Source organism: Bradyrhizobium sp. LB8.2, assembly GCF_040548035.1.
Classification (GTDB): Bacteria; Pseudomonadota; Alphaproteobacteria; order Rhizobiales; family Xanthobacteraceae; genus Bradyrhizobium.
On record NZ_JBEPQV010000036.1, the window covers coordinates 22702 to 45038 of the forward strand.

Genomic DNA, 22337 nt, shown 5'->3' on the forward strand with positions numbered 1-22337 from the left:
CGCGATCTCCCTATTCCGCGGCTTGTGCAGTCTGACGGCGCGCGCGCTTTGCGGCGTAGGCGGCTGCCGCCTCGCGCACCCAGGCGCCCTCGTCATGCGCCTTGCGGCGTGCGGCGAGCCGATCGCGGTTGCAGGGGCCGTTGCCGGCGAGCACCTGCTTGAACTCGGTCCAGTCGATCTCGCTGTAGCGCCAGTGCCCGTCCGCATCCTGAATCATGCCGGGATCGGGAATGGCGAGGCCGAGATATTGCGCCTGCGGCACGGTGGCATCGACGAATTTCTGGCGCAGCTCGTCATTGGAGAAGCGCTTGATCTTCCATTTCGTCGAGGTGTCGCTGTGCTGGCTCGTGGCATCGGGCGGGCCGAACATCATCAGCACCGGCCACCACCAGCGGTTCAGCGCTTCCTGCGCCATCGCCTTCTGCTCGTCCGAGCCGCGGCACAGCGTCAGCACGATCTCATAACCCTGGCGCTGGTGGAACGACTCCTCCTTGCAGACGCGGATCATCGCGCGCGCGTAGGGGCCGTAGGAGCAACGACACAGCGGGATCTGATTCATGATCGCGGCGCCGTCGACCAGCCAGCCGATGATGCCGATGTCGGCCCAGGTCAGCGTCGGATAGTTGAAGATCGAGGAATATTTTGCCTTGCCCGCGAGCATGGCGTCGACCAGCTCTTCACGCGAAGTGCCGAGCGTCTCGGCGGCGGCATAGAGATAGAGCCCGTGGCCGCACTCGTCCTGCACCTTGGCAAGCAGCGCGGCCTTGCGGCGCAAGGACGGCGCGCGCGTGATCCAGTTGCCCTCGGGCAGCATGCCGACGATTTCGGAATGGGCGTGCTGGGAGATCTGGCGGGTGAGCGTCTTGCGATAGGCCACCGGCATCCAGTCGTTCGGCTCGATGCGCTCCTCGGCATCGATGCGCGCCTGGAACTGCGCAGCCTTGGCCGCGTCCTCAAGACCGCGATCATCGGTCTCGGTCGTGTTCAGCGCCTGGGTATACATGCGCATCCTCCCGTTTATTGGGAGGCAATATATAACAAGAATTATCTCATGCAAGGTATTTCTGTAACATAAAGATCAAGCCTCGAACCTCCTTTCCAGGAGTTTTCGCGCCGGCGGCAATGGCCCCTTTTCATTGGTTCCATGACCATCAAGCCATTGTTCTGATGCAGCAAGCAGCGCGCGATAGATCTCGCCGCACAGCGCGCGGGCAGCCTTGCCCGGCCAGTCTGCCGGAAGCAGACTTTCGGGCAGCAGCGGATCGCGCAGCACGACGCGGCGGTAATAGTGGATCAGGAGGATGCGCGCGGTAAACGCGTCGGCCTCGGACAGCTCCGTGCCGCGCGCAATCGCGGCGCGCAGCGGCTCGAACGTCTTCATGAACTTGAGATAGGCGTCCGCGGTGCGGTCCAGCGGCCAGCTCGCACTGAGCAGGCGCCGACCACTGTCATCCTCGGCGGAGACTTCAAGGCGGATCGCGCCGGCGGCTTCGTCCGGCACCGGCACGCCCGACGGCGCGACCCACACGCCCGGCAGCGGACTACCGAAGCCGGCATTGCGGAGCGCCTCGCGCGAGGCGTTGCGATCCCAGCCATTGCCGATCAGGAGCAGTTCGAAACGTCCGGTCCAGTCGGACGGGGGCGGATCGTAGATGTGGCGCGTGGCGGCTTCGAAGATCTGGCGGCCTTTGTCGGCCAAGCGATAAAAACTGTTGCGGCCGACCTTTTCGCGCGTCAGCCAACCGTCGGCGGCAAGCCGCGACATCGCGGTTCGCACCACGCCGCTGTCGATATCCAGACTTTCGAGGAATTCCAGCAGCGTGCCGAGCCATACCGAGCCGCCACGCGGCACGATGGCGTCACCGAACACGGTGATGACGATGGAGCCGGTGCGCGACGGCTCGCGCTTGAGCTGGTCGATGATGCGGGACAAAGGATACGCCATGCGCGAGGCATAGCGCGTTTGGTGCGGGCGCGACAATGGACGGGTGCGACAATGGAAGCGAGAGCCGGGCTCGATCCTTCGAGACGGCGCTGCGCGCCGCCTCAGGATGAGGTCTAATCGCTTCGCTTGCTTTAAATCCTCGTGATGAGGAGCGCGACGAAGCCGCGCGTCTCGAACCATGCAGGCCGCTTACCGATGCGGATCGGGATAGACCAGGCTGCGCCAGCCGCTGCGGTCGAAGGGCCGCCAGTTGCCTTCCTTCTGCGCGAGGCGGTCGGCGACGGCATAGACCGCAGCCGGGTGATGGCCCATGCCGCAATGGCTGCTCTCGATCTCGATGCTTTCGGTCTGGGCGCCCATCTTCTCCATGCAGCCCTGCCAGGCGCAGACACCATCGGTGCGGCTGAAGATCGCGGTGGTCGGCACCGGCGGCGCAACGGCGAGATCGCCGCCGAACTGCGGATCGACCTCGTCGGACTTCCGACCGCTCGCCCATTCATAGACGCGCCAGGCATTGGTCGAACGGGGATCGCCGGCAAAGGGGCTGCCGAGCGTGATCACCTGGCGCACGCGGTCGGGCATCATCTTGGCGAGCTGGCGCGCATAGAGACCGCCGAGGCTCCAGCCGACCAGGCTGATCTTGCGGCCATGCGTGTCACTGAGCTCCCGGACCAGATCCACCATCGCGTGCTGCACGCCCTCGCGCAGGCCGTAATTGCGGCCTTGGCGCCAGCCGCTCACCGCATAGTCCTTGCCCGACAGAAACGTGCGGAGCGCGCGCGTGGACGCGTCGGTGGCCACGAGGCCGGGCAGCACCAGCACCGGATGCCCATCGCCGCGCGGGGCGAGGCTGAGCAGCGGAAGCGCGCCGAGAAATGCGCCGAACTCGTGGATCGCGCGCCCTTCCAGGAACATCAGGGTGCGAGACGGCGGACTCAGCGTCTGGGCAGTAGCGGTCATCAATGGTCCCCTGGGAAGAATTGCTGAAAAGGCTACCGGTGGCGTGCCGGCAAATGGGTATGGGATTCCAACACGCCGGCTTCTCGATCGTTCCGCAGCGCAACATGAATCAGCTAGGCAGCCGGTTCCCGACATTCAATCGGGAGAGACGCGGGGTCACAATAGGCCCGCGCGTTAATGCTAACGTTCGTGACGCAAAAGTCACAACAATCGAAGCAGGGATTCCACGGAGTAAAGTGCAAGTCCCGCGAGCCCGCCGATCAGCGAGCCGTTGAAGCGGATGTATTGCAGGTCGCGGCCGATGTTGATTTCGATCAGCGAAATCAGCTGCGCCATGTCCCACGACTTGACCTGGTCGGAAATGAAGGTCGAAACCCCGCTCTTCTGGTCTGCGACGAAACTGCGCAGCACCGCCACCAGACCCTTGTTGATCTCGCCGCGCAGCTCGGCATCGCCGGCGAGCGCTTCGCCCGCCGCGACACACATGCCGGCAAGATGATGCTGCAACACCTGTGTCTCGCCGCTCGCGCTGCGTTCGATGAAAGAGCGCGTGTTGGCCCACACAGTGCGGGCCAGATCAGCAAGCTCGGGCCGCGCGAGCAGATCGCGCTTCAGGCCGGCGATGCGATCGACATAGGCTTGGTCAGTGCCGAGCCGGTCGACGAAGGTCAGTACCATGCGGTCGAACTCGCCGCGGAACGGGTGCTTGGGATCGGCGCGCACCTCATCGAAGAAGGCGGTAGCGGAAGCCACGATCTTGTTCACCAGAAATTTGTCGGCGCGATAAAGCCTGAGCAAGGTCGGCAATTCCGCGCGCACCTTCTCGCGGATCATCGCCATCGTCTCCGTCTGGTTCAGCGTCTCGTGCATCACGCGCAGGAGATCGTCGAACAGGATCTGATGGCGTCCCTCCGCAACAAAGCCGCGCAACGTGCCGGCCGCGAGCGGCGCCAGGTCGATTGCCTGGAGCTGCGAGGACATGCGGCGGATGATGAAGGTCATCAGACCGGAGCTCTCGGTCGCGGAGACGGCCTCCGGCAACAGGCGGAGCGCGAAGCGCGCGAGATCGTCGCTTCGCTTGCGGTCGCGGAGCCAGTCGGCGACAAAGGAGCCGAAATCGATCTCCTTCAGCTTGGCCTCGACGGGACCAACCTCGAGGAAATGCACCTCGATGAATTCGCCCAGCTTGTCGGCGATGCGGGCCTGGTTGCTCTGGATGATCGCGGTGTGCGGGATCGGCAGGCCGAGCGGCCGCCTGAACAGCGCCACCACTGCATACCAGTCCGCGAGCCCGCCGATGGTCGCGGCTTCCGCGAATGCAGCGATGAATCCGAACACGGGATGCACGGGGAGAAGCCATTTCGCGACGACGAACAGAGCGAGCGTCGACGCCAGCACCAGCGTCGCCAGTGCCTTGATGCGACGCAGCTCCGCCGCGCGTTCTGCGTCGCCGGGAGTATCAAAAGAAAAGGTAGCGAGTGAGGACATAACTGCATCACAGTACTCGTCATTGCGAGCGAAGCGAAGCAATCCAGAATCTTTCCACGGAAAGACTCTGGATTGCTTCGTCGCTTCGCTCCTCGCAATGACGGCAGCGCAAAAAAACAAAGGCCCGCCGAAGCGGGCCTCAAATTCAGTTTCTCGTCTCAGGCAGATCAGGCGGTCTTGTTGTAGACCTTGGCAAAATTGTCCTGAGCGGACTTCGCACCGTTGGCCGCAAGCTTGCCGAGATAGTCGGTGGTCGCCTTGGCGCGCGAGACGAACACTTCGCCGCGCGAGCGGAGCAGTCCCGACTGGATCTCGACGGCTTCGCTGAACGACTTGGCGGAGGCGAGCTTGTCGATACCGGCGAAGAACGCCTGGGCGTCGTCATAGATCGCCTGCTGGATATTGCGGCTGATCTTGCCGGCCTCGGTGACGGATTCAGTCACCGCGTTCTCGACGGCGGCGGTCACGCGCTCGGAGCCAGCGAACACCTCGGCAGCACGGTCCTTGGCGGTGTTGGCAGACTTCTTGACGAACTCGCGGGCGGCCTCGGGAACTTCCAGGTTCTGGATGTTCTTGAAAGCGTCCTTGAAGCCCTCGAAAGCAGTGTTGGTTTCAGTGGTCATTGGGGTCTCTCCATCCTCATTTGTTTTGAGCTATGGGCTCACCCCGTCCGCATTGGCCCGGGGCATGGCTTATGTGCCATAGCTAATGGTGCAATGCAACATTAATGCTGCACCGCGATATCACGAAACCGTGAATGGCTTTGATAGGAGGCATTATGCGGCCTCCGTAACCATCCGGTTCCCGGACAGCCGCCCCAAGGGCGCTCAATGCTGGACGGCGCCAGGCAGCCCATAGGCCTCCATCTGGGCCTGGACCTGCGCGATGTTATGACCGAGCACGACAATGTCGTGGGTCTTACCGTCGACGTCCCGGACATGGTCGCGCAACAGCGCCTCGGCCTTGAAGCCGAGGCTCTCGAACAGCGCGATGGCCGCCTGCTGGTCGACGGTCATCTGGACAGACAGCTTTTCGAGGCTGGCGCCGAGCGCGAGCGCAAAAGTCTCCTGCGACAGCGCCTTCCCCACCCCCTTTCCGCGGACGTCGGGCGAGACCACCATGCGGATTTCACCGACATGGGGCGACCAGGAATGTGGGTCGCGCACCAACGTACCGCAGCCGACGACCGTGCCGCCCCTGACCGCCAGCAAGCTCGTGATCGCACCGCGCTCGATCTCCTTGACCCAGGCCGACAGCACCTTTGGCTCACTGATGTTACGCGGCAGGAAAAGGAGATCGTGAGACGGCAGGCCCTTGCCGAAGGCGAGCACCGCAGCCTCATCCGTCGGCGACATCAGGCGGATCTCGATATCGCCGGCATCCGTGTTGACGCGACGCGGATAAGAACGTTGCTCACTCATGTCGATCTCTTCCCCAGCCAGGAATCCAGTTTCGGCCACAGCCGCTTCACCGCATTGGCGCCGGCGACGAGGGAGACATGACCGCCTTTCAGCATCACCTCTTCCTTGTCCTCGGATCCAATCTTGGCGATCAGGTGTTTTGCGGCCTCATACGGCACGATGTGGTCATGCTCGGCGACCGCATGCAGGAACGGCACCTTGATGTCCTCGAGCTTCGCAGCACGGCCGCCGACCGACATGGTGTCGTTGAACAGCTTGTTGTCCCACATCAGGTCCTTGGTGATGGTGCGGAAATATTCCCCCGCCAGCGGTAGCGTGTCGGTCGCCCAACGGTCGAACATCCGGTAGGACTTGACGAACTCGTCGTTCCAGATGTTCTCCCAGAGCTGGATCTGGCTCACCGTGCGCGAGGCCGGGCGCAGCATCTCGAACGACGACAGGATCATCTCCGGCGGCACGTTGCCGACGCTGTCGACCAGGCGGTCGACGTCGAAATAGCGCCGGTCGGAGAAGTTCGCGAACAGCTTCATCTCGCGGAAGTCGATGGGCGTGGTGAAGCAGATCAAATTCTTCATCGGCCCGCCCCTGTAGATCGAGCCGTAGAGCAACGACAGCACCCCGCCGAAGCAATAGCCAATCACGGAGACGTCCTGTTCGCCGGAATCCTGCTGCACGCGGCGGATGCAGTCCGGGATGAAGTCGAGGACATAGTCCTCCATTCGCAGGCCCTTCTCCTCCGGCCGCGGCGCGCTCCAGTCGAGCATGTAGACGTCGTAGCCGCGCTTCAAGAGAAACTCGATGAAACTCTGGCCGGGCACGAGGTCGAGAATGTAACCGCGATTAGTGGTCGCCATCACGATCAAGATCGGAATTCGATAGATCTCGTCGGACATCGGCCGATAATGGTAGAGGCTCATCGTGCCGCGCGAATGCAGCACGTCCTTCGGAGTCGAGCCGAGCGTCGGACCGGAGGTCGAGAAATATTCCACACCCTTGATGCTGCGCTGGATCGCGCGCTGCACCTCGGACTGGATGCGCTCCGGGATCGATGCGAAATCAAGTCCGGTGGGTGCATTCATGTGTGCTCTCCGCCCTCGGACGGCGGGCGCTTGGTGCGCGGCGGCCGCAATGCTGGATCGAAGCCATGAGACGCGCCGGAACTTGCCGCCATCTGGCTCAGCATCGACTTGATCTCACCGATCTGTCCTTCGATGGACTGCAGCCGTTCCGCAAGACTCGTGACCTGCTCCCGGCTCGGCAGATTCATGGAGACCAGGTATTTCTCCATGAGCTCACCGAGCTGCTTCTGAGCACCTGCAGCAACGCCGCCGGCCCGGTTCATGGCTTGCGAAAACTCGGGCGACGACATGGCCTGATTGGCGAAGGAGTTGATCCCCTTCTCCATCTCGCCCACCATCTTCTGCCACATGGCAACGGGGTTGTTGGTCTTGTCGGTCATCGGCGTCCTCCTGAAATCGAGAGCTTCGACGCCCTTCCTTTTTTCGCCATACCACACCGTTGCGAGGTGCCGGTCAACCGGCAAGCAGCGGGTGCGGTGTCGCGCACGCGTCTTCATCCCGACGGGAAACCGTGCGATACAGCATTGATCAAAAGCCAGGGGAATGCACCCGTGAACGCCCAACAGCCGTCGCAAACCGTCCGCGCCAACGGCATCGACATTTGTTACGAGATTTTCGGCAACGATAATGCCGAGCCGCTGCTGCTGATCATGGGGTTAGGCGCCCAGATGATCCATTGGGACGATGCGTTCTGCGAGCAGCTCGCTGGGCATGGCTTTCGCGTGATCCGCTTCGACAATCGCGACATCGGCAAGTCGAGCCATCTCACTGGCGGCAAGCGCCTGACGCCGCTCGAGCTGTTGAAGCTCCGCTTCCTCAGGATTCCCGTTGCCGCCACCTACAGGCTGATCGACATGGCCAAGGACACGATCGGGCTAATGGATGCGCTCGGCATCAAGTCGGCGCATCTGGTCGGCGCCTCAATGGGCGGCATGATCGCGCAGGAGGTGACGCTGTCGTTTTCCGAGCGCGTGCGATCGCTGACGTCGATCATGTCGACGACAGGTAATCCGCGCGTCCCACCACCGACGCGCGAGGCCGCCGCGATGCTGATGGCGCCGCCGCCGCGCAGCAAGGAGGAGTTCATCGTGCGCTACGGCCAGACCTGGAACGTGTTGCGGGCCGGGTCCTTTCCGGAGGAAGAGGCGCTCGATCCCGGTCGTGCCGAACGCGTGTTCGCGCGCGGGCTCAATCCGGCCGGCGTCGGCCGGCAGCTCCGCGCGGTGCTTGCCTCCGGCAGCCGCAAGGAGCGACTGCATGGCGTCAAGACGCCGACACTCGTCATCCATGGCACCGTCGATCCGCTGGTCCGCCCCGAGGGCGGCAAGGATACGGCAGAGTCAATTCCTGGCGCAAAGCTGTTGATGATCGACGGCATGGGCCACGCGCTGCCGATGCGCTTCTGGCCGGAGATCATCGGCGCCATCGACAAGCATGCACATGGCGCGGCAACGCGGGCGGCATAGACCCGACGCATACGGTCTCCTCGCGGTGAGCTTCCGAAAATTCATCGGCCTCCTGCGCGAGAAATTCCCCAACTCCCACAGCGACATCAAGCGCAGCTTCGTGGATGGCGACTACGTCATCCTGCACGTTCACGCGGTTCGCGAGCCCGGCACCAGGGGCAACGCGATCGTCGACATCTTCAAGCTGGAGAACGGCAAGATCGTCGAACACTGGGACGTCGTTCAGGCTATTCCCGAGACTCCCGCGAACAGCAACACGATGTTCTGACGGATCGAACTGGTAGCTGCGCAGGCGGCCTAATTCTTCTTCGCGATCCAGATCACGTGGCGCGCGCCGCCGCCTCTGCCGGTGGCGCGGATGTTGACCTCGTTGACGTCGAAGCCAGCGCTGCCAAGCCGCTTGGTGAAGGCCGGGTTGGGTCCGGACGACCAGACGGCGAGCACACCTCCCGGCCGCAGCGCGGTTCTGGTCGCCTTCAACCCACCCGCATTGTAGAGCGCATTATTGCCCTTCCGGGTCAGCCCTTCCGGGCCGTTATCGACGTCGAGGAGAATGGCGTCGAAGGCCGACCGCTGTGCCCGGATGATTTCGCCGACGTCGGTTTCCCGGACGCTCACCCTGGGATCATCGAGACTGTCGCCGAACACCTCAGCCATCGGACCGCGTGCCCAGGTGACCACCGCCGGCACGAGCTCGGAGACCACGATCTTCGCCTTAGCTCCGAGCACGGTGAGCGCCGCACGCAGCGTAAAACCCATTCCCAGTCCGCCGATGAGCATGACAGGCTTTGCCACCGTCTCGATCTGCTTCGCCGCAAGCGTCGCGAGCGCGGCTTCCGAGCCCGACAGGCGGTTGTTCATCAACTCGTTGATGCCGAGCTTGATGGAAAATTCCTTGCCTCGCCGCATCAGGCGAAGCTCTTCCTCGGAGCCGGGGATTTTGGCGGTGTCGATCTTTTCCCAGGGAATCATGCGAGAGCTTTAGCACGATCGGACGAACAATCACCCACCCGCCCAGACGTCGAGCACATAGCGGTTCTTCGCGCCCAAGTCGTCGATCCAGCGCGCAGCCATGGCGGCATCGCTGCCGCTCTTCTCGCGATGGATCGCGACCAGCGCCGCCTTCACGTCGGGCTCCATCTTGCTGCCGTCGCCGCAGACATAGACGATCGCGCCCTGCTCGATCAGCGGCCAGACCTTGTCCTTCTGCGCGGCGAGGACGTGCTGGACATAGGTCTTTGGTCCATCCGCGCGCGAGAATGCCGTGAACAGCTCGGTGATGCCGCTTGCGGCCAGCGCCCTCAGCTCGTCCGCATAGAGAAAATCCTGATCGGGATGGCGGCAGCCGAAGAACAGCAGGGACGGGCCGAGGGCGCTGCCCTTCGCCTTGCGCGCGGCGCGCTCCTGGAGGAAGCCGCGGAACGGCGCAAGTCCCGTCCCTGGTCCAATCATGATGATCGGCACGGATGGATCATCCGGGAGCCGGAAGCCGGCCTTGGTCTCACGCACCGTTGCATAGATCGCATCGCCCGCGCGTCGGTTGGTGAGATAGTTCGAGCAGATGCCCTTGTAGGTTCCGCGCCCCGACGCCGCCGGCCCTTCGACCACGCCGATCGTGACGCTGCAACGCGCCGGATCGACCGACGGCGAAGACGAGATCGAGTAATAGCGCGGCGCCAGCAGCGAGAGCATTTCCAGATAGACATGGAACGGCAATTCGCAAGCCGGATGTTCGAGCAAAAGGTCGAACACCGATTTTCGCCTTGCCAGAATCTCGCTGCGATAACGCTCGAGCGGCTCGGCCTCCTCGCCAACGAAGGCCAGCAGTCTTGGTTTCGTGACGGGGCAACGCGTGTGCTCCGCCATGATCTGGATCTGCTTCCGTGTCGCCACTTGCTGGAGCTCGACGAACTCGCTGAGCAGGCGACCGACCGACACGGCATCGCCGACCGGCAATTGCGCGCGACGGCCTTCGGCGACTTGAAGCCTGATCTGGTCCGCCGGCAGGAAGCCGAAGCGACGGGCGACCGAATCCACCAGCGTCGGATCGTTGCGCGGGACCACACTCAGATGATCGCCGACGCGGTACGAAACGTTGGACGGCAGTTCCACCTCGATATGGCGCGTCGAGCGCTCCGAGGGATTGGTCCCGGTCTTGTTCTGAAGCTCGTCGTTGACCAGCACCTTCATCGCCACCGCGCCGCCCTGGGCGACGATGGTGTTGAGGGCGGTCACCGCGACCGGCTCGATCGCGTAGAGCGGATCGTCCTCGGCGGTCCGCGCGAAATTCCAGTCGACACCGAATTCCTTGGTCGCCACCTGGGCGGCCGCCGGGAACCATTTCTGAAACTGGCCGTCGAGATCGCTGCGCGCATCGCCTTCGCCGCGCGGGTAGACCGCGCGCGCGCCATGCGCCGACAATCGCTCGTCGATGAAGCGCGGCACCGATTGATAGGTCGCAGCCCAGTCGCTGTTGCCGCAGCCGAACACGGCGTAGCGCACATTGGCAAACGCATCCTTCGGCAGCTCATCACCGAGCCATTTGACGAATTGCGTCGCATTGTCAGGCGGCGCGCCGTTATAGGAGGCGCAGATGATCAGCACGCCGCCCTCCTGCGGCAGCTTGCCGACATAGTCGTCGAGAGGCCCGAGATGCACGGCAAAGCCGTTGATCTCGGCAAGGTCGGCCATGCGCGTCGCGAGCTCCTCCGCAGTGCCGAGATTGGAGCCGTAGAGCACCAGCATCGGCGTGTTGTGACCGAGCCGCGCGGTCGGCTGACGCGGTGCCTTCGGTGCCGAAGCGGCCGCGGCGACAGCCCCACCATAAGCGCCGCGCTCGCGATCGGCGCGCGGACGGACCTTGATCTTGAAGCCTTCCGGCTTCATCGTCAGCGTTTCCTTCAGGTGCATCCGGTAGCGCTGGTGGTCGATCAGCTTGAAGCGCTGGAGGATCATGCCGAGCGCGAGCGCGGCCTCGTGCATGGCGAAGCCGCGGCCGATGCACGCCCGCTGGCCGTTGCCGAACGGCTTCCAGGCGTTGATCGGTCGCTTGGCTTCCGCGTCACGGCTGAAATTCTCTGGATCGAAGGCATCCGGGTTCGGACCCCAGACCGAGGGATCGCGATGCAGCGCGGTCACCAGGATGGTGGTGAACGTACCCTTCCGAAGCTTGTACTTTCCGCCGCCGATGGTCTCGTCGTTCAGCGGCGAGATGCCATAGGCCGGCGCCGGCGGCCACAACCGCAGCGACTCCTTCAAAATCTGGGTGATGTAGGTAAGCTGCGTGACCTGTTGATAGGTCGGACGCACGTCGACATTGGGACCGAGGACGCGATCGACCTCGTCATAGGCCTTCTTTAGAAAATCGGGGTGTTTTAGCAGCGCATAGATCGTGCACGACAACAGGCCGCTGGTAGTCTCGTGGCCTGCGATCAGGAACGTGTTGATCTGGTAACGGATGTTGACGTCGTCGAGCTGCTCGCCGGTCGAGCGGTCGACGCCGGTCATCATCGCAGCCAACATGTCCTTCTTGTCGTCGATCGCATCCGCGTTCTTGCGCCGCTCGGCGATGATCTCGTCGACCATTTTGTTCATGAAGGCGACGTCTTCGCCCATAGTCTTGCGCCGCTTCTGCATCCATATCTGCTCGAGCGGCAAGCCGCGCGTCATCATGATGGTTTCGAGCGAGCGCATCAGCGACTCGACGAAGGGATGATAGTCGCGCCGGTAGAACGAATTGAAGCGGTACTCGAAGCCGCACAGGCCGATCGTGTCCAATGTCAACGCCGTCATGTCGTGGACGACGTCGATCTCGTCGTCGGCGTTGAGCCGCTCCCATTTGCTGACGAGTTGCTCGGCGATGTCGACCATGCTCGGATGGTAGGACTGCATGGCGCGGTTGCCGAACGGCTGGATCAGGATGTTGTGCGCCTTGCTCCAGTTGGGCTCCCTGGTGTCGGCTGTGAAAAGGCCGTCACCACCGACCGCGCGCACGCGTCGCAACGCGCCGCGTACCGCCTTGTCGAAGCGCTTCTCGTCGGACAGCTCGTCAACCAGATCGTGGCCGGAGACGACGACGATCGGCGAGCCCATCATGTCGAGCCAGAAGATCGGGCCTAATTCCTTGGCAAGCCGCGTCAGGTGCTGCACCGGAGCCGCCGAATCCAGCGACAGCATGTTGCCGACCACCGGCTTGGTCGGCGGCTGCGGGATCGGGTCCAGACGGTTCTTCGATGACATTAAAGGTGCTTCCCCTGCCTCGGTATTCAACGCCGTCGTTGCGAGCTAGCCGAACCGCCTTCTACGCCATTCGATCAATTTGGCGCTGACCTCTTCCGGCTTCTCCTGCTGCGTCCAATGGCCGCTGTCCCTCACCAGATATTTCTCGAGATCACCGATCAGCTTCTCCATGCCGTCCGCTGCCGACGGCGGCAGCACGGCATCGTTCTCCGCCATGATCATCAATGACGGCACATGCACGTGATGATCGAGCTCCTTCGACCGCTCCCAGTTGCGCGTAAAATTGCGATACCAATTGATGCCGCCGGTGAAGCCGGTTTTCGTGAAGGTATCGACGAAGATTTTCTTCTCGTCGGCCGACAGGATCGGCGTACGCGGATCGTGCTTTGCGTCATAGGCCGCGATCATCTGCGGGAACGCCAGATTGGTCTTTGACGAGGCGCCAACGCCCGCGATCGGCGTCTCAGCCGGTTTCGCTTCCGGCCGCGCCAAAGGCTTGCGCATGAAGGCGTCAAAGGTCTGCTCGACACGGCTGCCAAAGATCTTGTCCGGTTCGCGCGCAGGATCCTGGAACTGGACGATGTACATCTGGTCGCCGAAGCGCTGGCGGAACAGCGTGATCGGATCGATCGGCGCGCGGTCCCAATGCGGCGTGTTGACGCCGACCACACCGGCCACGCGCGATGGATGCCGCAGCGGCATCTGCCAGACGACGAAGCCGCCCCAGTCGTGGCCGACGAAGATCGCCTTATCGATGTTCAGATGATCGAGCAGCCCGACGAGATCGCCGGTCAAATGCTCCATGTCGTAGTCTTCGACAGGCTCGGGCCGGTCGCTCGCACCATAGCCGCGCTGGTCCGGCGCGATCACCCGGATGCCGGCCTCGCTCAGCGCCTTGATCTGGTGGCGCCAGGAGAAAGCAAGCTCGGGCCAGCCGTGGCACAGCACGATCGGCGGCTTGTCATCGGCCGGACCCGCCTCGTAATAGCCCATGCGGATTCCGTTCGTCTGCGCGAACTTGAGCGGGGGCATTTCAATCATCGACACATTCCTACTCCGCGGCGCCCTTGATGTCGGCCACCGGGGATGCATAGGCCGCTTCGAGTGCGGCAAACTCCTCCGGCAGCATGTCGCACATCACCTGCACATGCGGAATGATGTTGGCACCGACGATGAAGCCGAAATCGAGCTGGTCGCGATAGCTCTGCACAGTGATGTTGAGAGCCTGTCCATGGGTCGAGATTGACACCGGGAAGATGTGCAACAACTCGGCGCCCGCGGCGTAGAGCGTTTGCCGCGGCCCCGGTACGTTGGACACCGTGATGTTGGCGGCCGGCGGCAACACATCCGAGAGGTTCGAGCGGCTGTAGACCAGTGCCAGAATCTGCATCATCATCGGCGCGCCCAGCATCGAGATGTTGGATATCTGCGGCATCAGCGCCCGCAGCGGATGCGACATCTCCTTGGACTTGGTCGATTGCGCGATAATGGCTTCCAGCCGCGCCTTGGGATCCTCGATGTTGGTCGCGATCGAGCAGATCATGCCGAACACCTGGTTGTTGGCCTCGGTGTTGCCCTCTTCGCGCAAGGAGATCGGTACCGCCGCGGTCAGCGATTTCGCCGGCAGGGTGCCGTGCTCCTTCAGGTAGCGCCGGACCACACCGGACGCGAGCGCCAGCACCACGTCGTTGAGCTTGCCGCCGGCCTGCTTGGCCAGCGCCTTGGATCGCGACAGCGAGATCGAGACGCCGGCGAAGCTGCGCTCGGAGGAGATCGATTTGTTGAGCATGGTCGGCGGCGACACCATGCTGGCGAGACTCTCGCGCGACTTCGGATCGGAAATCTTGCCGAGCACCTCGGAGACGCTCTTGACCATGGTCGGGATGTTGCCGGCGAAGCGCACCGCGCTCTCGATCTGGTACATCGCATTGTCGAACAGGATCGAGCCGATGTCGCTCTTGCCGGTGCGCGGCAGTTGCAAATTCTTCGCGGCCGCCGATGCATCGAGCGGCTGGGTGATGAACTGCTGATAGGAATCGAGCAGGTTCGCGGCGATGTCGCGCGGCTCCGGTCCGGGCTTGGCTCCTGCAGTCGGCGGATCGACCTTCCGGGGGGTCGGCGAGATGTCGTAGATCATGTTGGTGAGCGCCGCACCGGCGCCGCCGTCAATGGCGGCATGGTGCATCTTGGAATAAAGCCCGACCTCGTTGTCCTTCATGCCCTCGAACACGTAGAACTCCCAGAGCGGGCGGGCGCGGTTCAAGAGCTTGGCGTGCATCCAGCCGACGATGCGCTCGAGCGTGGCGCGATCGCGCGGCTGCGGCAGGCTGGCCCGGAAGATGTGACGGTCGATGTCGAACTGATCGTCCTCGACCCAAGAAGGATGATCGATGTCGAGCGGCGCCTTCTCCAGCCGCGCCTTGAGGATCGGCGCGATGTGCAGGCGCGAGACGATCATTGCCTTGAAGTCTTCGAAGAAGTCGCCTTTGTAGTCGTCCGGCAGGCGAAAGATGGCCATGCTGCCGACATGCATCGGCATTTCCGGCGTTTCCAGATAAAGAAATGATGCGTCCAGCGACGACAGCTTCTTACCGTCAGCCATAATTCCCTCCCGAGTATTTAACGGGCGCCTTAGCGGCACTTCTCGTCAGGCCGATACTGCCTGTTCCGGCGGGGCATATGCAATGGCAAACGGCCCTGCCCGGTCAAATGGCGAGAACTCCCCCTCCGGTTGCGCAAGACGGTCCGCCACGACCCAAAGCGCTGCGGGATTCACCCCGAGCCCGATATGGCTCGCCAGGTGCACCTCGATGTTCTCGGCGCGGTCGGAGGGACGTAGCAGGCAGGTCCGCCAGTTCACGATGCCGTCGGCACGCGAATAGACCGAGGTTGCCGGCACCGGCAGATCGCCGGCGATCGCCTCGCGCAGCTCGGCGAAATCCTCCACCCGTTCGCCGGACATCATCTCGTAGAGCCGCGTCGCATTGGTCGCTCGTATGTCATTGGCAAAAGGGCTGCCGAGCGTGATGACATTGCGGACCATGTCGGGCGCCTGGAGCGCGAGATCGCGCGCATAGACGCCGCCGAGACTCCATCCAACCAGACTGACCTTGCGTCCGCTCGCAGCATGGATTGCAGCGAGACGGGCGCGCAGCAAATCCCGCATCCGTCCCAGCCCGCCGAGGTTGCGACCCATCCACCAGGCATGTGCCTCATAGCCGAGCGCACCGAGATAGCGCCGCATCGGAGCCATCGAGAGGTCGCTGACGAGAAAGCCCGGCAGCGCCAGTACTGGATGGCCATCGCCTTTCGGCGCACGCATCAGAACCGGCGACAACAGCAGGCTGGCATTGAATTCGAATAACCCACGGGCTTCGGCGAGCAGCAGACCAAGGCCCGGCGGATGAAGCCGGCCTGAGGACTGCGGCCCGTCCGGGACGGGCGGCATTATTTCTTCTTGTCGCTGCTGCGCGTGCCGCCGAGACCGGCCATGGTGACGAACATGTCCTGAAACCGCTCCGCGATCTTGGGATCGAAGGTGAACCAGCTCTGGATCAGCGATTCCGGCGAAACCTTATCGATGTTGGACATCATCTGCTGCTGCAACTTGTCCATCACCGCGGCCTGCATCGGCATCACGTCGGGTAGTCCGAAGAATTGACGGGCTTCCAGGGGGGTGCAGTCGATTTCGATATTAACTTTCATATCCCCTCCAGATGAGATTCGAGCGGCGTCACATAGTATCGCCGCGACACGGTATGCAACGCAAGCGACCTGAGGCGGACAGCAAGGCGCCGGCTTCCGCGTTCGACGGATATGGTCAATCAAAATCCGTCCCTCGTCCCCCCGATTGTCGGTCAGCATTGCTGCACAGCGGTGCAACTTGGCGCGTTCCTTGCTGGAAAGGCGCTTGCACGGGTCGAGAACTCTGGGCAACATGGATTGGGACGCCCGCCGAACAATTAAAAATCACGGCGCGGCAGCGTGGAGAGGGTCAAGAATGTCAATCGGTCGTAGTCTGTTTGCAGCAACGTTTGCCGGGATGCTTGCGTTGACGGTTTCGCCGGCGTCTAGCCAGACGCTGCGCTATGCCAACCAGGGCGACCTGAAGTCGCTTGATCCCTACTCGCTGAACGAGTCCACCACCCACGCCCATCTCGGTCACGTCTATCAGGGCCTCACCGCGCGCGACAAGGACCTCAAGATCATTCCGGCGCTGGCGGAGAGCTGGGAAACTCCGGAGCCGACCCGGTGGCGCTTCCATTTGCGAAAGGGCGTAAAATTCCACAACGGCGACCCCTTCACCGCCGACGACGTGCTGTTCTCCGCCGATCGTGTCCGAAACAAAAACTCGAACATGCAGACCCGCCTGGCGCCCGACGTCAAGGTCGTCAAGGTCGACGACTACACGGTCGATTTCGTCCTGCCCTCGCCCAATCCCATCCTGCATTCGGCATGGGACGTCTGGTACATCATGGACAAGAAGTGGGCTGAGGAGAACAAGGCCGTCGAGCCGACCCCGGTGTCCGCGACCTCGCCGAGCTACGCCTCGCTGCACGAGAACGGTACCGGTCCCTTCATCATCGAGAGCCATCAGCCCGGCGTGAAGACAGTGTTCAAGGCCAACCCCAATTACTGGGGCAAGATGGAAGGCAACCTGAAGGAGATCATCTTCACCCCGATCGCCTCCGACGCCACCCGCGTCGCTGCGCTGCTTTCGGGCGAGGTCGACGTCATCGAGCCGGTGCCGATCCAGGACATTGCCCGCGTCGATGCGAGCCCGAATGCCCAGGTGCTGAAGGCGCCGGAGCTTCGCACCATTTTCATCGGATTCGACACGGTTCGCGACGAGTTGCTCTATTCCAACATCAAGGGCAAGAACCCGTTCAAGGACGTCAAGGTCCGGGAGGCGTTCTACAAGGCGATCGATATCGAGCTGATCAAGACGCGCGTGATGCGGGGACTGTCGACACCGTCGGCACTGATGATCGCGCCCGAACTGTTCGTACTCTCCAAGGAGTTCACGCGGCCCAAATTCGATCCTGACGGCGCCAAGAAGCTCCTGACCGAGGCCGGCTACCCTGACGGCTTCGAGGTCACCATGGACTGTCCGAACGACCGCTACGTCAACGACGCCGCGATCTGCCAGGCCGTCGTCGGCATGCTTGCCCGCATCGGCGTCAAGATCAACCTCCTGGCACAGCCCAAGGCGCAGTACTTCGCCAAGGTGCTGAAGCAGGGTGGTTACCAGACCTCGTTCTTCATGCTGGGTTGGACGCCGAGCACGATGGACTCCCACAATGTGCTGAACGACATCATGGGATGCCGCGACGATGCGAAATCCTCGCGGGGCGAAGCCAATCTTGGTGGCTATTGCAACAAGGAATTCGACGCCATCACCGACAAGGTGCTGGTCGAAACCGACACCGCCAAACGCAATCAGCTGATCAAGCAGGCGTATGAGATCAGCATCAAGGACTGGGCCTATATTCCGCTGCACCAGCAGGCGCTGGCCTGGGGCGTATCGAAAAAGGTCAACCTGCCGCAGCGCGCCGACAATCTGGTCATGTTCCACTGGGCGACCAAGAAGGAATAGCGTCAGTCGAACACGAGGTCCCGGCAGCGTCAGGCTACCGGGACCTTTCCTTTTCCGGCTGACAAAGACGTCGGCCAGACGCACACTCAAGGAAAGTGGAAGGCATGCTCGCTTTCACTCTTCGCCGGGCCGTTCAGGCGATCGGCGTCATGTTCGCCGTCGGCATCATCGCGTTCTCGATGTTCCGCTTCGCCGGCGACCCCATCAACCAGATCGTCTCGCTCGATACGCCGGCGGCCGAACGCGCAGCCGTGCGCAAATCGCTCGGCCTCGATGATCCCGTGCCGGTGCAGTTCGTGCGCTATTTCGCCGATGCCGCGCAATTCAAGTTCGGCGTCTCCTATCAGTTCCGCCAGCCGGTCTCGACGCTGTTGATGGAGCGTATGCCCGCAACGCTGGAACTTGCGATCTGCGCGACCGTATTTGCAATGGTGTCCGGCATCCTGATGGGCGTCTATTCGGCGCTCAGGCGCGACACCCTGCTCGCCAAATTATTCCAGGCGGTTTCGCTGATTGGCATCTCGCTGCCGACTTTCCTGATCGGCATCCTTCTGATCTATCTGTTCGCGGTGACGTTGGGCTGGTTGCCCTCGTTCGGCCGCGGCGAGGTCGTCAAGCTGGGCTGGTGGACCACGGGCCTGCTCACATTGTCGGGCCTGAAGGCGCTGATCATGCCCTCGATCACGCTCGGCCTGTTCCAGATGACCCTGATCATGCGGCTGGTGCGCGCGGAGATGCTCGAAGTGCTTCGGACCGATTATATTCGTTTTGCCCGCGCCCGCGGGCTGACAACCCGTGCCATTCATTTCGGCCACGCGCTGAAGAACACGCTGATTCCCGTGATCACGGTAGCCGGACTGCAGTTTGGCTCGGTTATTGCATTTTCGATCATCACCGAAACCGTGTTCCAATGGCCCGGCATGGGACTTCTGTTCGTGCAGGCCGTGCAAAACGTCGATATCCCGATTATGGCCGCCTACCTGCTGATGGTCTCGCTGATTTTCGTCACCATCAATCTGGTGGTCGACATCCTCTACACGGTCGTCGATCCGCGCCTGCGCGCGACCGTCGGCCGTGCCACATAAGGCAGTCTGCATGTCCGAAGTGGCCGCCTCCAATCCCGACAAGCCGAGCACGCTGCCGACGCATGCCGCCCGTAGCTGGTTCAGCCGCGCACTCGACAGCGACATCTTCTATTCGTTTCGCCGATCCAAGCTGACCATGGTGGCGGCAGCCATTACCGTGCTGTTCTTCCTGCTCGCGATCTTTGCCTCCGCGCTCGCGGTGCAGGACCCGTTCGATCCGGCACAGCTCCAATTGATGAATTCCCGGATTTCACCGCTCTGGACCACCGAGGGCCAGAGCCCGTTCCTGTTCGGCACCGACGAGCAGGGCCGCGACGTGTTCTCCGCCATTCTCTACGGGCTGCGGATCTCGCTCGCCGTCGGGGTGGCCGGCGTGATCTTCGCCGGCGCCCTCGGCATCGCGCTTGGCCTGGTCGCCGGGTATTTCGGGGGCGCGGTGGACGGCGTGATCATGCGGATCGCCGACGTGCAACTCACTTTCCCCGCCATCCTGATCGCGCTGCTGGTCAACGGCATCGCGAAATCGATCCTCGGCAACCGGCTGGATGCAACCAGCATGCTGGTCGTGCTGGTGATCTCGATCGGCCTGAGTTTCTGGGTTGGGTATGCCCGGACGGTGCGCGGTTCCGTGATGGTCGAGAAGAACAAGGATTACGTGGCTGCCGCGCAATTGATCGGCCTTCCCGCACCAAAGATCATGTTCCGTCATGTGCTGCCAAACACAATGGGGCCGATCCTGGTCATCGCCACGATCAACCTCGCGCTCGCCATCATTACCGAGGCGACACTGTCCTTCCTTGGCGTCGGCCTGCCCGATACAATGCCCTCGCTCGGCACGTTGATCCGCATCGGCAACAACTATCTGTTCGCGGGCGAATGGTGGATCGTCGCCTTCCCCGGTATCGCGCTCGCTGCCTTGATCCTGTCGATCAACTTGCTCGGCGACTGGTTGCGCGACGCGCTAAACCCGAAGCTGCGATGAGCAAAACTTTGATAAGCAAGACTTGGATAAGCAAGACTCGGATGAGCAAGACTCGGATGAGAGCGTCCCGCTCATGACCGAACCCATTCTCTCCGTCCGCAATCTTCAGGTGGAGTTCGCTTCCCGCCGCGGCACGTTGCGCGCCATCGACGGCGTCTCCTTCGACATCGCCAAGGGCGAGGTGCTGGGCGTAGTCGGCGAATCCGGCGCCGGCAAGTCCGTCACTGGTCTCTCGGTGATCGGGCTGATCGATCCACCCGGCCGCATCGCCGGCGGCGAGATTCGACTTGCGGGCCTGCGCATCGACAATTTGCCGCCAGAAGAGATGCGCCGCATCCGCGGCAAGCGCATCGGCATGATCTTCCAGGATCCCCTCACGTCGCTCAATCCGCTGTACAAGGTCGGCGACCAGATCGTCGAGACGATCCGGACCCACCTCAATCTGTCCGAGACCGCCGCACGCCGCCGCGCCATCGACCTACTTGCCGAAGTCGGAATCCCCGCGCCCGAAAAGCGCATTGACGGCTATCCCCACGAATTTTCCGGGGGCATGCGTCAGCGCGTGGTGATTGCGCTCGCGATCTGCGCCGAGCCGGAACTGATCATCGCGGACGAGCCGACCACCGCGCTCGACGTCTCCGTGCAGGCGCAGATCATCTCGCTGATCAAGCGGCTCGGGCGCGACCACGGCACCGCCGTGATGCTGGTGACGCACGACATGGGCGTCATCGCCGAGGCCTCCGAGCGCGTTGCCGTGATGTATGCCGGCCGCATCGCCGAGATCGGCCCAGTGCAGGACGTCGTCAGAAATCCGCTGCATCCGTATGCCAAGGGCCTGATGGGCGCGATCCCCACGCTCGCCGGCGACGACAAGCGCCTGGTGCAGATCCCCGGCTCGATGCCGCGCCTGTCGGCGATCCCGCGCGGCTGCTCGTTCAATCCGCGCTGCGCGTCCGCCTTCGATCGCTGCCGGGCGGAGCGGCCGGAGCCGCTGCCGCGTGGCACACAATCCGTCGCCTGCCATCTCTATGACAGCATGCCGGCGGAGAGCGCGGCATGAGCGTTCCCTTCGTCCAGGCCACGAATCTGCGCCGCGTCTTCGACGTGTCGAAACCCTGGCTCAACCGCGTGCTCGAAGGCCGACACCTCGAATACCTCAAAGCTGTCGATGGCGTCACCTTCGACATCAGGAAGGGCGAGACCTTTGCGCTGGTCGGCGAGTCCGGCTCGGGCAAGACCACAGCGGCGCGGATGGTCGTCGGCCTGCTGCCGCCGAGCTCCGGCAACGTCCTGATCGACGGCGTCTCGATGACCGATCCGCGGCAGGCATCGGCACGCCGAAAACTGCGCCGCCGCATCCAGATGATCTTTCAGGATCCCTATGCGAGCCTGAACCCGCGCTTCCGGGTCGACGCCATCATCTCCGAGCCGATTCGCGCCTTCGACCTGATTCAGGGCGAGCGCGACATCCAGGCGCGCGTCGGCGAGCTTCTCAGCCTTGTCGGACTGCATCCCGACGACAGGTTGAAATTTCCGCACGAATTCTCGGGCGGCCAGCGCCAGCGCATCGCGATCGCGCGGGCACTCGCCTCCGACGCGGAGTTCATCGTCTGCGACGAGCCGACCTCGGCGCTCGACGTCTCGGTGCAGGCGCAGATCCTGAACCTGATGCGCGACCTCCAGGACAAATTCGGCCTGACCTACCTGCTCATCAGCCACAACCTTGCCGTGGTCCGCCACATGGCGAGCCGTGTCGGCGTCATGTATCTCGGCCGCATCGTCGAGATCGCGGAGGGGCGCGAGTTGTTCGCCCGTCCGCGCATGCCCTACACCAAGATGCTGCTCGGCGCCGTGCCCGATCTTGCCATGAGCGGCCGCCAACGCATTCCGGTGAAGGGCGAGATCCCGAACCCGATCAATCCGCCGTCCGGGTGCGCCTTCAATCCGCGCTGCCCGTTGGCGTTCGATCTCTGCCGCAAGGAAGCCCCGGAACTGATCGATGGCGTCGCCTGCCACGCGGTCAACACCGCGCCGGTACCGGCGTGACGCGCGCGTGCCATGCAGCCTGCGCATTTG

20 protein-coding genes and 1 pseudogene are annotated in these 22337 nt (G+C 63.0%); 7 read left to right on the plus strand and 14 right to left on the minus strand.

Going from position 1 to position 22337, the window contains the following annotated elements:
* Positions 1-10 precede the first annotated feature (10 nt).
* From paaA to ABIB06_RS32605, 8 genes are all read right to left on the minus strand, one after another.
* Entirely contained in the window at positions 11-1003 is a 993-nt protein-coding gene (gene paaA / locus ABIB06_RS32570) for a 1,2-phenylacetyl-CoA epoxidase subunit PaaA (RefSeq protein ID WP_354051820.1), read from the minus strand.
* A 75-nt stretch (positions 1004-1078) separates the two neighbouring features.
* On the minus strand, positions 1079-1945 hold the full coding sequence (paaX, locus tag ABIB06_RS32575; protein WP_354069854.1) for a phenylacetic acid degradation operon negative regulatory protein PaaX: 867 nt from the start codon (positions 1943-1945) through the stop codon (positions 1079-1081).
* A gap of 189 nt (positions 1946-2134) precedes the next feature.
* Positions 2135-2905: an esterase/lipase family protein gene (locus ABIB06_RS32580; protein ID WP_354051824.1), complete on the minus strand. Its 771-nt coding sequence runs from the start codon at positions 2903-2905 to the stop codon at positions 2135-2137.
* Between the two features lie 201 nt (positions 2906-3106).
* Positions 3107-4393, minus strand: a complete 1287-nt coding sequence (locus ABIB06_RS32585; protein ID WP_247349719.1) for a DUF445 domain-containing protein — start codon at positions 4391-4393, stop codon at positions 3107-3109.
* 167 nt (positions 4394-4560) lie between these two features.
* Complete coding sequence (locus ABIB06_RS32590) at positions 4561-5016, minus strand: phasin (RefSeq protein ID WP_247349717.1); 456 nt, start codon at positions 5014-5016, stop codon at positions 4561-4563.
* Positions 5017-5220: 204 nt separating this feature from the next.
* Positions 5221-5814 carry a GNAT family N-acetyltransferase gene (locus tag ABIB06_RS32595; protein WP_354051827.1) on the minus strand — a complete coding sequence of 198 codons (594 nt, stop codon included), beginning with the start codon at positions 5812-5814 and terminating at the stop codon, positions 5221-5223.
* Complete coding sequence (locus ABIB06_RS32600) at positions 5811-6893, minus strand: PHA/PHB synthase family protein (RefSeq protein ID WP_354051829.1); 1083 nt, start codon at positions 6891-6893, stop codon at positions 5811-5813. The genes ABIB06_RS32595 and ABIB06_RS32600 overlap by 4 nt, the downstream gene beginning before the upstream one ends.
* Positions 6890-7273 (minus strand): metal-sensitive transcriptional regulator, encoded by a 384-nt coding sequence (locus ABIB06_RS32605; protein WP_354051831.1) that lies wholly within the window; start codon positions 7271-7273, stop codon positions 6890-6892. The genes ABIB06_RS32600 and ABIB06_RS32605 overlap by 4 nt, the downstream gene beginning before the upstream one ends.
* Before the next feature lie 171 nt (positions 7274-7444).
* On the opposite strand from ABIB06_RS32605, the gene ABIB06_RS32610 reads away from it, so the two are divergent.
* Positions 7445-8359 carry an alpha/beta fold hydrolase gene (locus tag ABIB06_RS32610; protein ID WP_247349713.1) on the plus strand — a complete coding sequence of 305 codons (915 nt, stop codon included), beginning with the start codon at positions 7445-7447 and terminating at the stop codon, positions 8357-8359.
* 31 nt (positions 8360-8390) lie between these two features.
* A pseudogene (locus tag ABIB06_RS32615) lies at positions 8391-8627 on the plus strand (nuclear transport factor 2 family protein); the annotation flags it as partial.
* Between the two features lie 29 nt (positions 8628-8656).
* On the opposite strand, the gene ABIB06_RS32620 reads toward ABIB06_RS32615, so the two are convergent.
* From ABIB06_RS32620 to ABIB06_RS32645, 6 genes are read right to left on the minus strand one after another with little or no spacing between them, the layout of a single operon-like run.
* Positions 8657-9331 (minus strand): spermidine synthase, encoded by a 675-nt coding sequence (locus ABIB06_RS32620; protein WP_354051833.1) that lies wholly within the window; start codon positions 9329-9331, stop codon positions 8657-8659.
* Positions 9332-9361: 30 nt separating this feature from the next.
* The gene (locus tag ABIB06_RS32625) at positions 9362-12598 is read right to left on the minus strand and encodes a bifunctional cytochrome P450/NADPH--P450 reductase (protein WP_354051835.1); all 3237 of its coding nucleotides are present in this window, start codon (positions 12596-12598) and stop codon (positions 9362-9364) included.
* 45 nt (positions 12599-12643) lie between these two features.
* Positions 12644-13639 (minus strand): alpha/beta fold hydrolase, encoded by a 996-nt coding sequence (locus tag ABIB06_RS32630; RefSeq protein WP_247441406.1) that lies wholly within the window; start codon positions 13637-13639, stop codon positions 12644-12646.
* Positions 13640-13649: 10 nt separating this feature from the next.
* Positions 13650-15200, minus strand: a complete 1551-nt coding sequence (locus tag ABIB06_RS32635; RefSeq protein ID WP_247441404.1) for a WS/DGAT/MGAT family O-acyltransferase — start codon at positions 15198-15200, stop codon at positions 13650-13652.
* Positions 15201-15245: 45 nt separating this feature from the next.
* A complete protein-coding gene (locus tag ABIB06_RS32640; RefSeq protein ID WP_354069852.1) occupies positions 15246-16046 on the minus strand; it encodes an esterase/lipase family protein in 801 nt (266 codons plus the stop codon).
* Complete coding sequence (locus ABIB06_RS32645) at positions 16046-16303, minus strand: DUF6489 family protein (protein WP_247441401.1); 258 nt, start codon at positions 16301-16303, stop codon at positions 16046-16048. The genes ABIB06_RS32640 and ABIB06_RS32645 overlap by 1 nt, the downstream gene beginning before the upstream one ends.
* A 295-nt stretch (positions 16304-16598) precedes the next feature.
* On the opposite strand from ABIB06_RS32645, the gene ABIB06_RS32650 reads away from it, so the two are divergent.
* The 5 genes from ABIB06_RS32650 (at position 16599) to ABIB06_RS32670 (ending at position 22307) form a co-directional block, all read left to right on the plus strand.
* Positions 16599-18194, plus strand: coding sequence for an ABC transporter substrate-binding protein (locus ABIB06_RS32650; RefSeq protein ID WP_354051840.1), 1596 nt, complete (start codon positions 16599-16601; stop codon positions 18192-18194).
* 104 nt (positions 18195-18298) lie between these two features.
* Complete coding sequence (locus ABIB06_RS32655) at positions 18299-19279, plus strand: ABC transporter permease (protein ID WP_007607877.1); 981 nt, start codon at positions 18299-18301, stop codon at positions 19277-19279.
* Between the two features lie 10 nt (positions 19280-19289).
* Positions 19290-20261, plus strand: coding sequence for an ABC transporter permease (locus ABIB06_RS32660; protein ID WP_354051842.1), 972 nt, complete (start codon positions 19290-19292; stop codon positions 20259-20261).
* 73 nt (positions 20262-20334) lie between these two features.
* A complete protein-coding gene (locus ABIB06_RS32665) occupies positions 20335-21321 on the plus strand; it encodes an ABC transporter ATP-binding protein (protein ID WP_354069850.1) in 987 nt (328 codons plus the stop codon).
* Complete coding sequence (locus tag ABIB06_RS32670; protein ID WP_354069848.1) at positions 21318-22307, plus strand: ABC transporter ATP-binding protein; 990 nt, start codon at positions 21318-21320, stop codon at positions 22305-22307. The genes ABIB06_RS32665 and ABIB06_RS32670 overlap by 4 nt, the downstream gene beginning before the upstream one ends.
* The last annotated feature ends 30 nt before the right edge of the window (positions 22308-22337 follow it).

Bases quoted from the DNA above. Each gene is read 5' to 3' on its own strand.
- ABIB06_RS32660 (WP_354051842.1), top strand. From the start codon at position 19,290: ATGTCCGAAGTGGCCGCCTCCAATCCCGACAAGCCGAGCACGCTGCCG.
- ABIB06_RS32670 (WP_354069848.1), top strand. From the start codon at position 21,318: ATGAGCGTTCCCTTCGTCCAGGCCACGAATCTGCGCCGCGTCTTCGAC.
- ABIB06_RS32620 (WP_354051833.1), bottom strand. From the start codon at position 9,331: ATGATTCCCTGGGAAAAGATCGACACCGCCAAAATCCCCGGCTCCGAG.
- ABIB06_RS32580 (WP_354051824.1), bottom strand. From the start codon at position 2,905: ATGACCGCTACTGCCCAGACGCTGAGTCCGCCGTCTCGCACCCTGATG.
- ABIB06_RS32595 (WP_354051827.1), bottom strand. From the start codon at position 5,814: ATGAGTGAGCAACGTTCTTATCCGCGTCGCGTCAACACGGATGCCGGC.
- ABIB06_RS32665 (WP_354069850.1), top strand. From the start codon at position 20,335: ATGACCGAACCCATTCTCTCCGTCCGCAATCTTCAGGTGGAGTTCGCT.
- ABIB06_RS32645 (WP_247441401.1), bottom strand. From the start codon at position 16,303: ATGAAAGTTAATATCGAAATCGACTGCACCCCCCTGGAAGCCCGTCAA.
- ABIB06_RS32640 (WP_354069852.1), bottom strand. From the start codon at position 16,046: ATGCCGCCCGTCCCGGACGGGCCGCAGTCCTCAGGCCGGCTTCATCCG.
- paaA (WP_354051820.1), bottom strand. From the start codon at position 1,003: ATGTATACCCAGGCGCTGAACACGACCGAGACCGATGATCGCGGTCTT.
- ABIB06_RS32630 (WP_247441406.1), bottom strand. From the start codon at position 13,639: ATGATTGAAATGCCCCCGCTCAAGTTCGCGCAGACGAACGGAATCCGC.
- ABIB06_RS32600 (WP_354051829.1), bottom strand. From the start codon at position 6,893: ATGAATGCACCCACCGGACTTGATTTCGCATCGATCCCGGAGCGCATC.
- paaX (WP_354069854.1), bottom strand. From the start codon at position 1,945: ATGGCGTATCCTTTGTCCCGCATCATCGACCAGCTCAAGCGCGAGCCG.
- ABIB06_RS32655 (WP_007607877.1), top strand. From the start codon at position 18,299: ATGCTCGCTTTCACTCTTCGCCGGGCCGTTCAGGCGATCGGCGTCATG.
- ABIB06_RS32590 (WP_247349717.1), bottom strand. From the start codon at position 5,016: ATGACCACTGAAACCAACACTGCTTTCGAGGGCTTCAAGGACGCTTTC.
- ABIB06_RS32650 (WP_354051840.1), top strand. From the start codon at position 16,599: ATGTCAATCGGTCGTAGTCTGTTTGCAGCAACGTTTGCCGGGATGCTT.
- ABIB06_RS32605 (WP_354051831.1), bottom strand. From the start codon at position 7,273: ATGACCGACAAGACCAACAACCCCGTTGCCATGTGGCAGAAGATGGTG.
- ABIB06_RS32635 (WP_247441404.1), bottom strand. From the start codon at position 15,200: ATGGCTGACGGTAAGAAGCTGTCGTCGCTGGACGCATCATTTCTTTAT.
- ABIB06_RS32585 (WP_247349719.1), bottom strand. From the start codon at position 4,393: ATGTCCTCACTCGCTACCTTTTCTTTTGATACTCCCGGCGACGCAGAA.
- ABIB06_RS32625 (WP_354051835.1), bottom strand. From the start codon at position 12,598: ATGTCATCGAAGAACCGTCTGGACCCGATCCCGCAGCCGCCGACCAAG.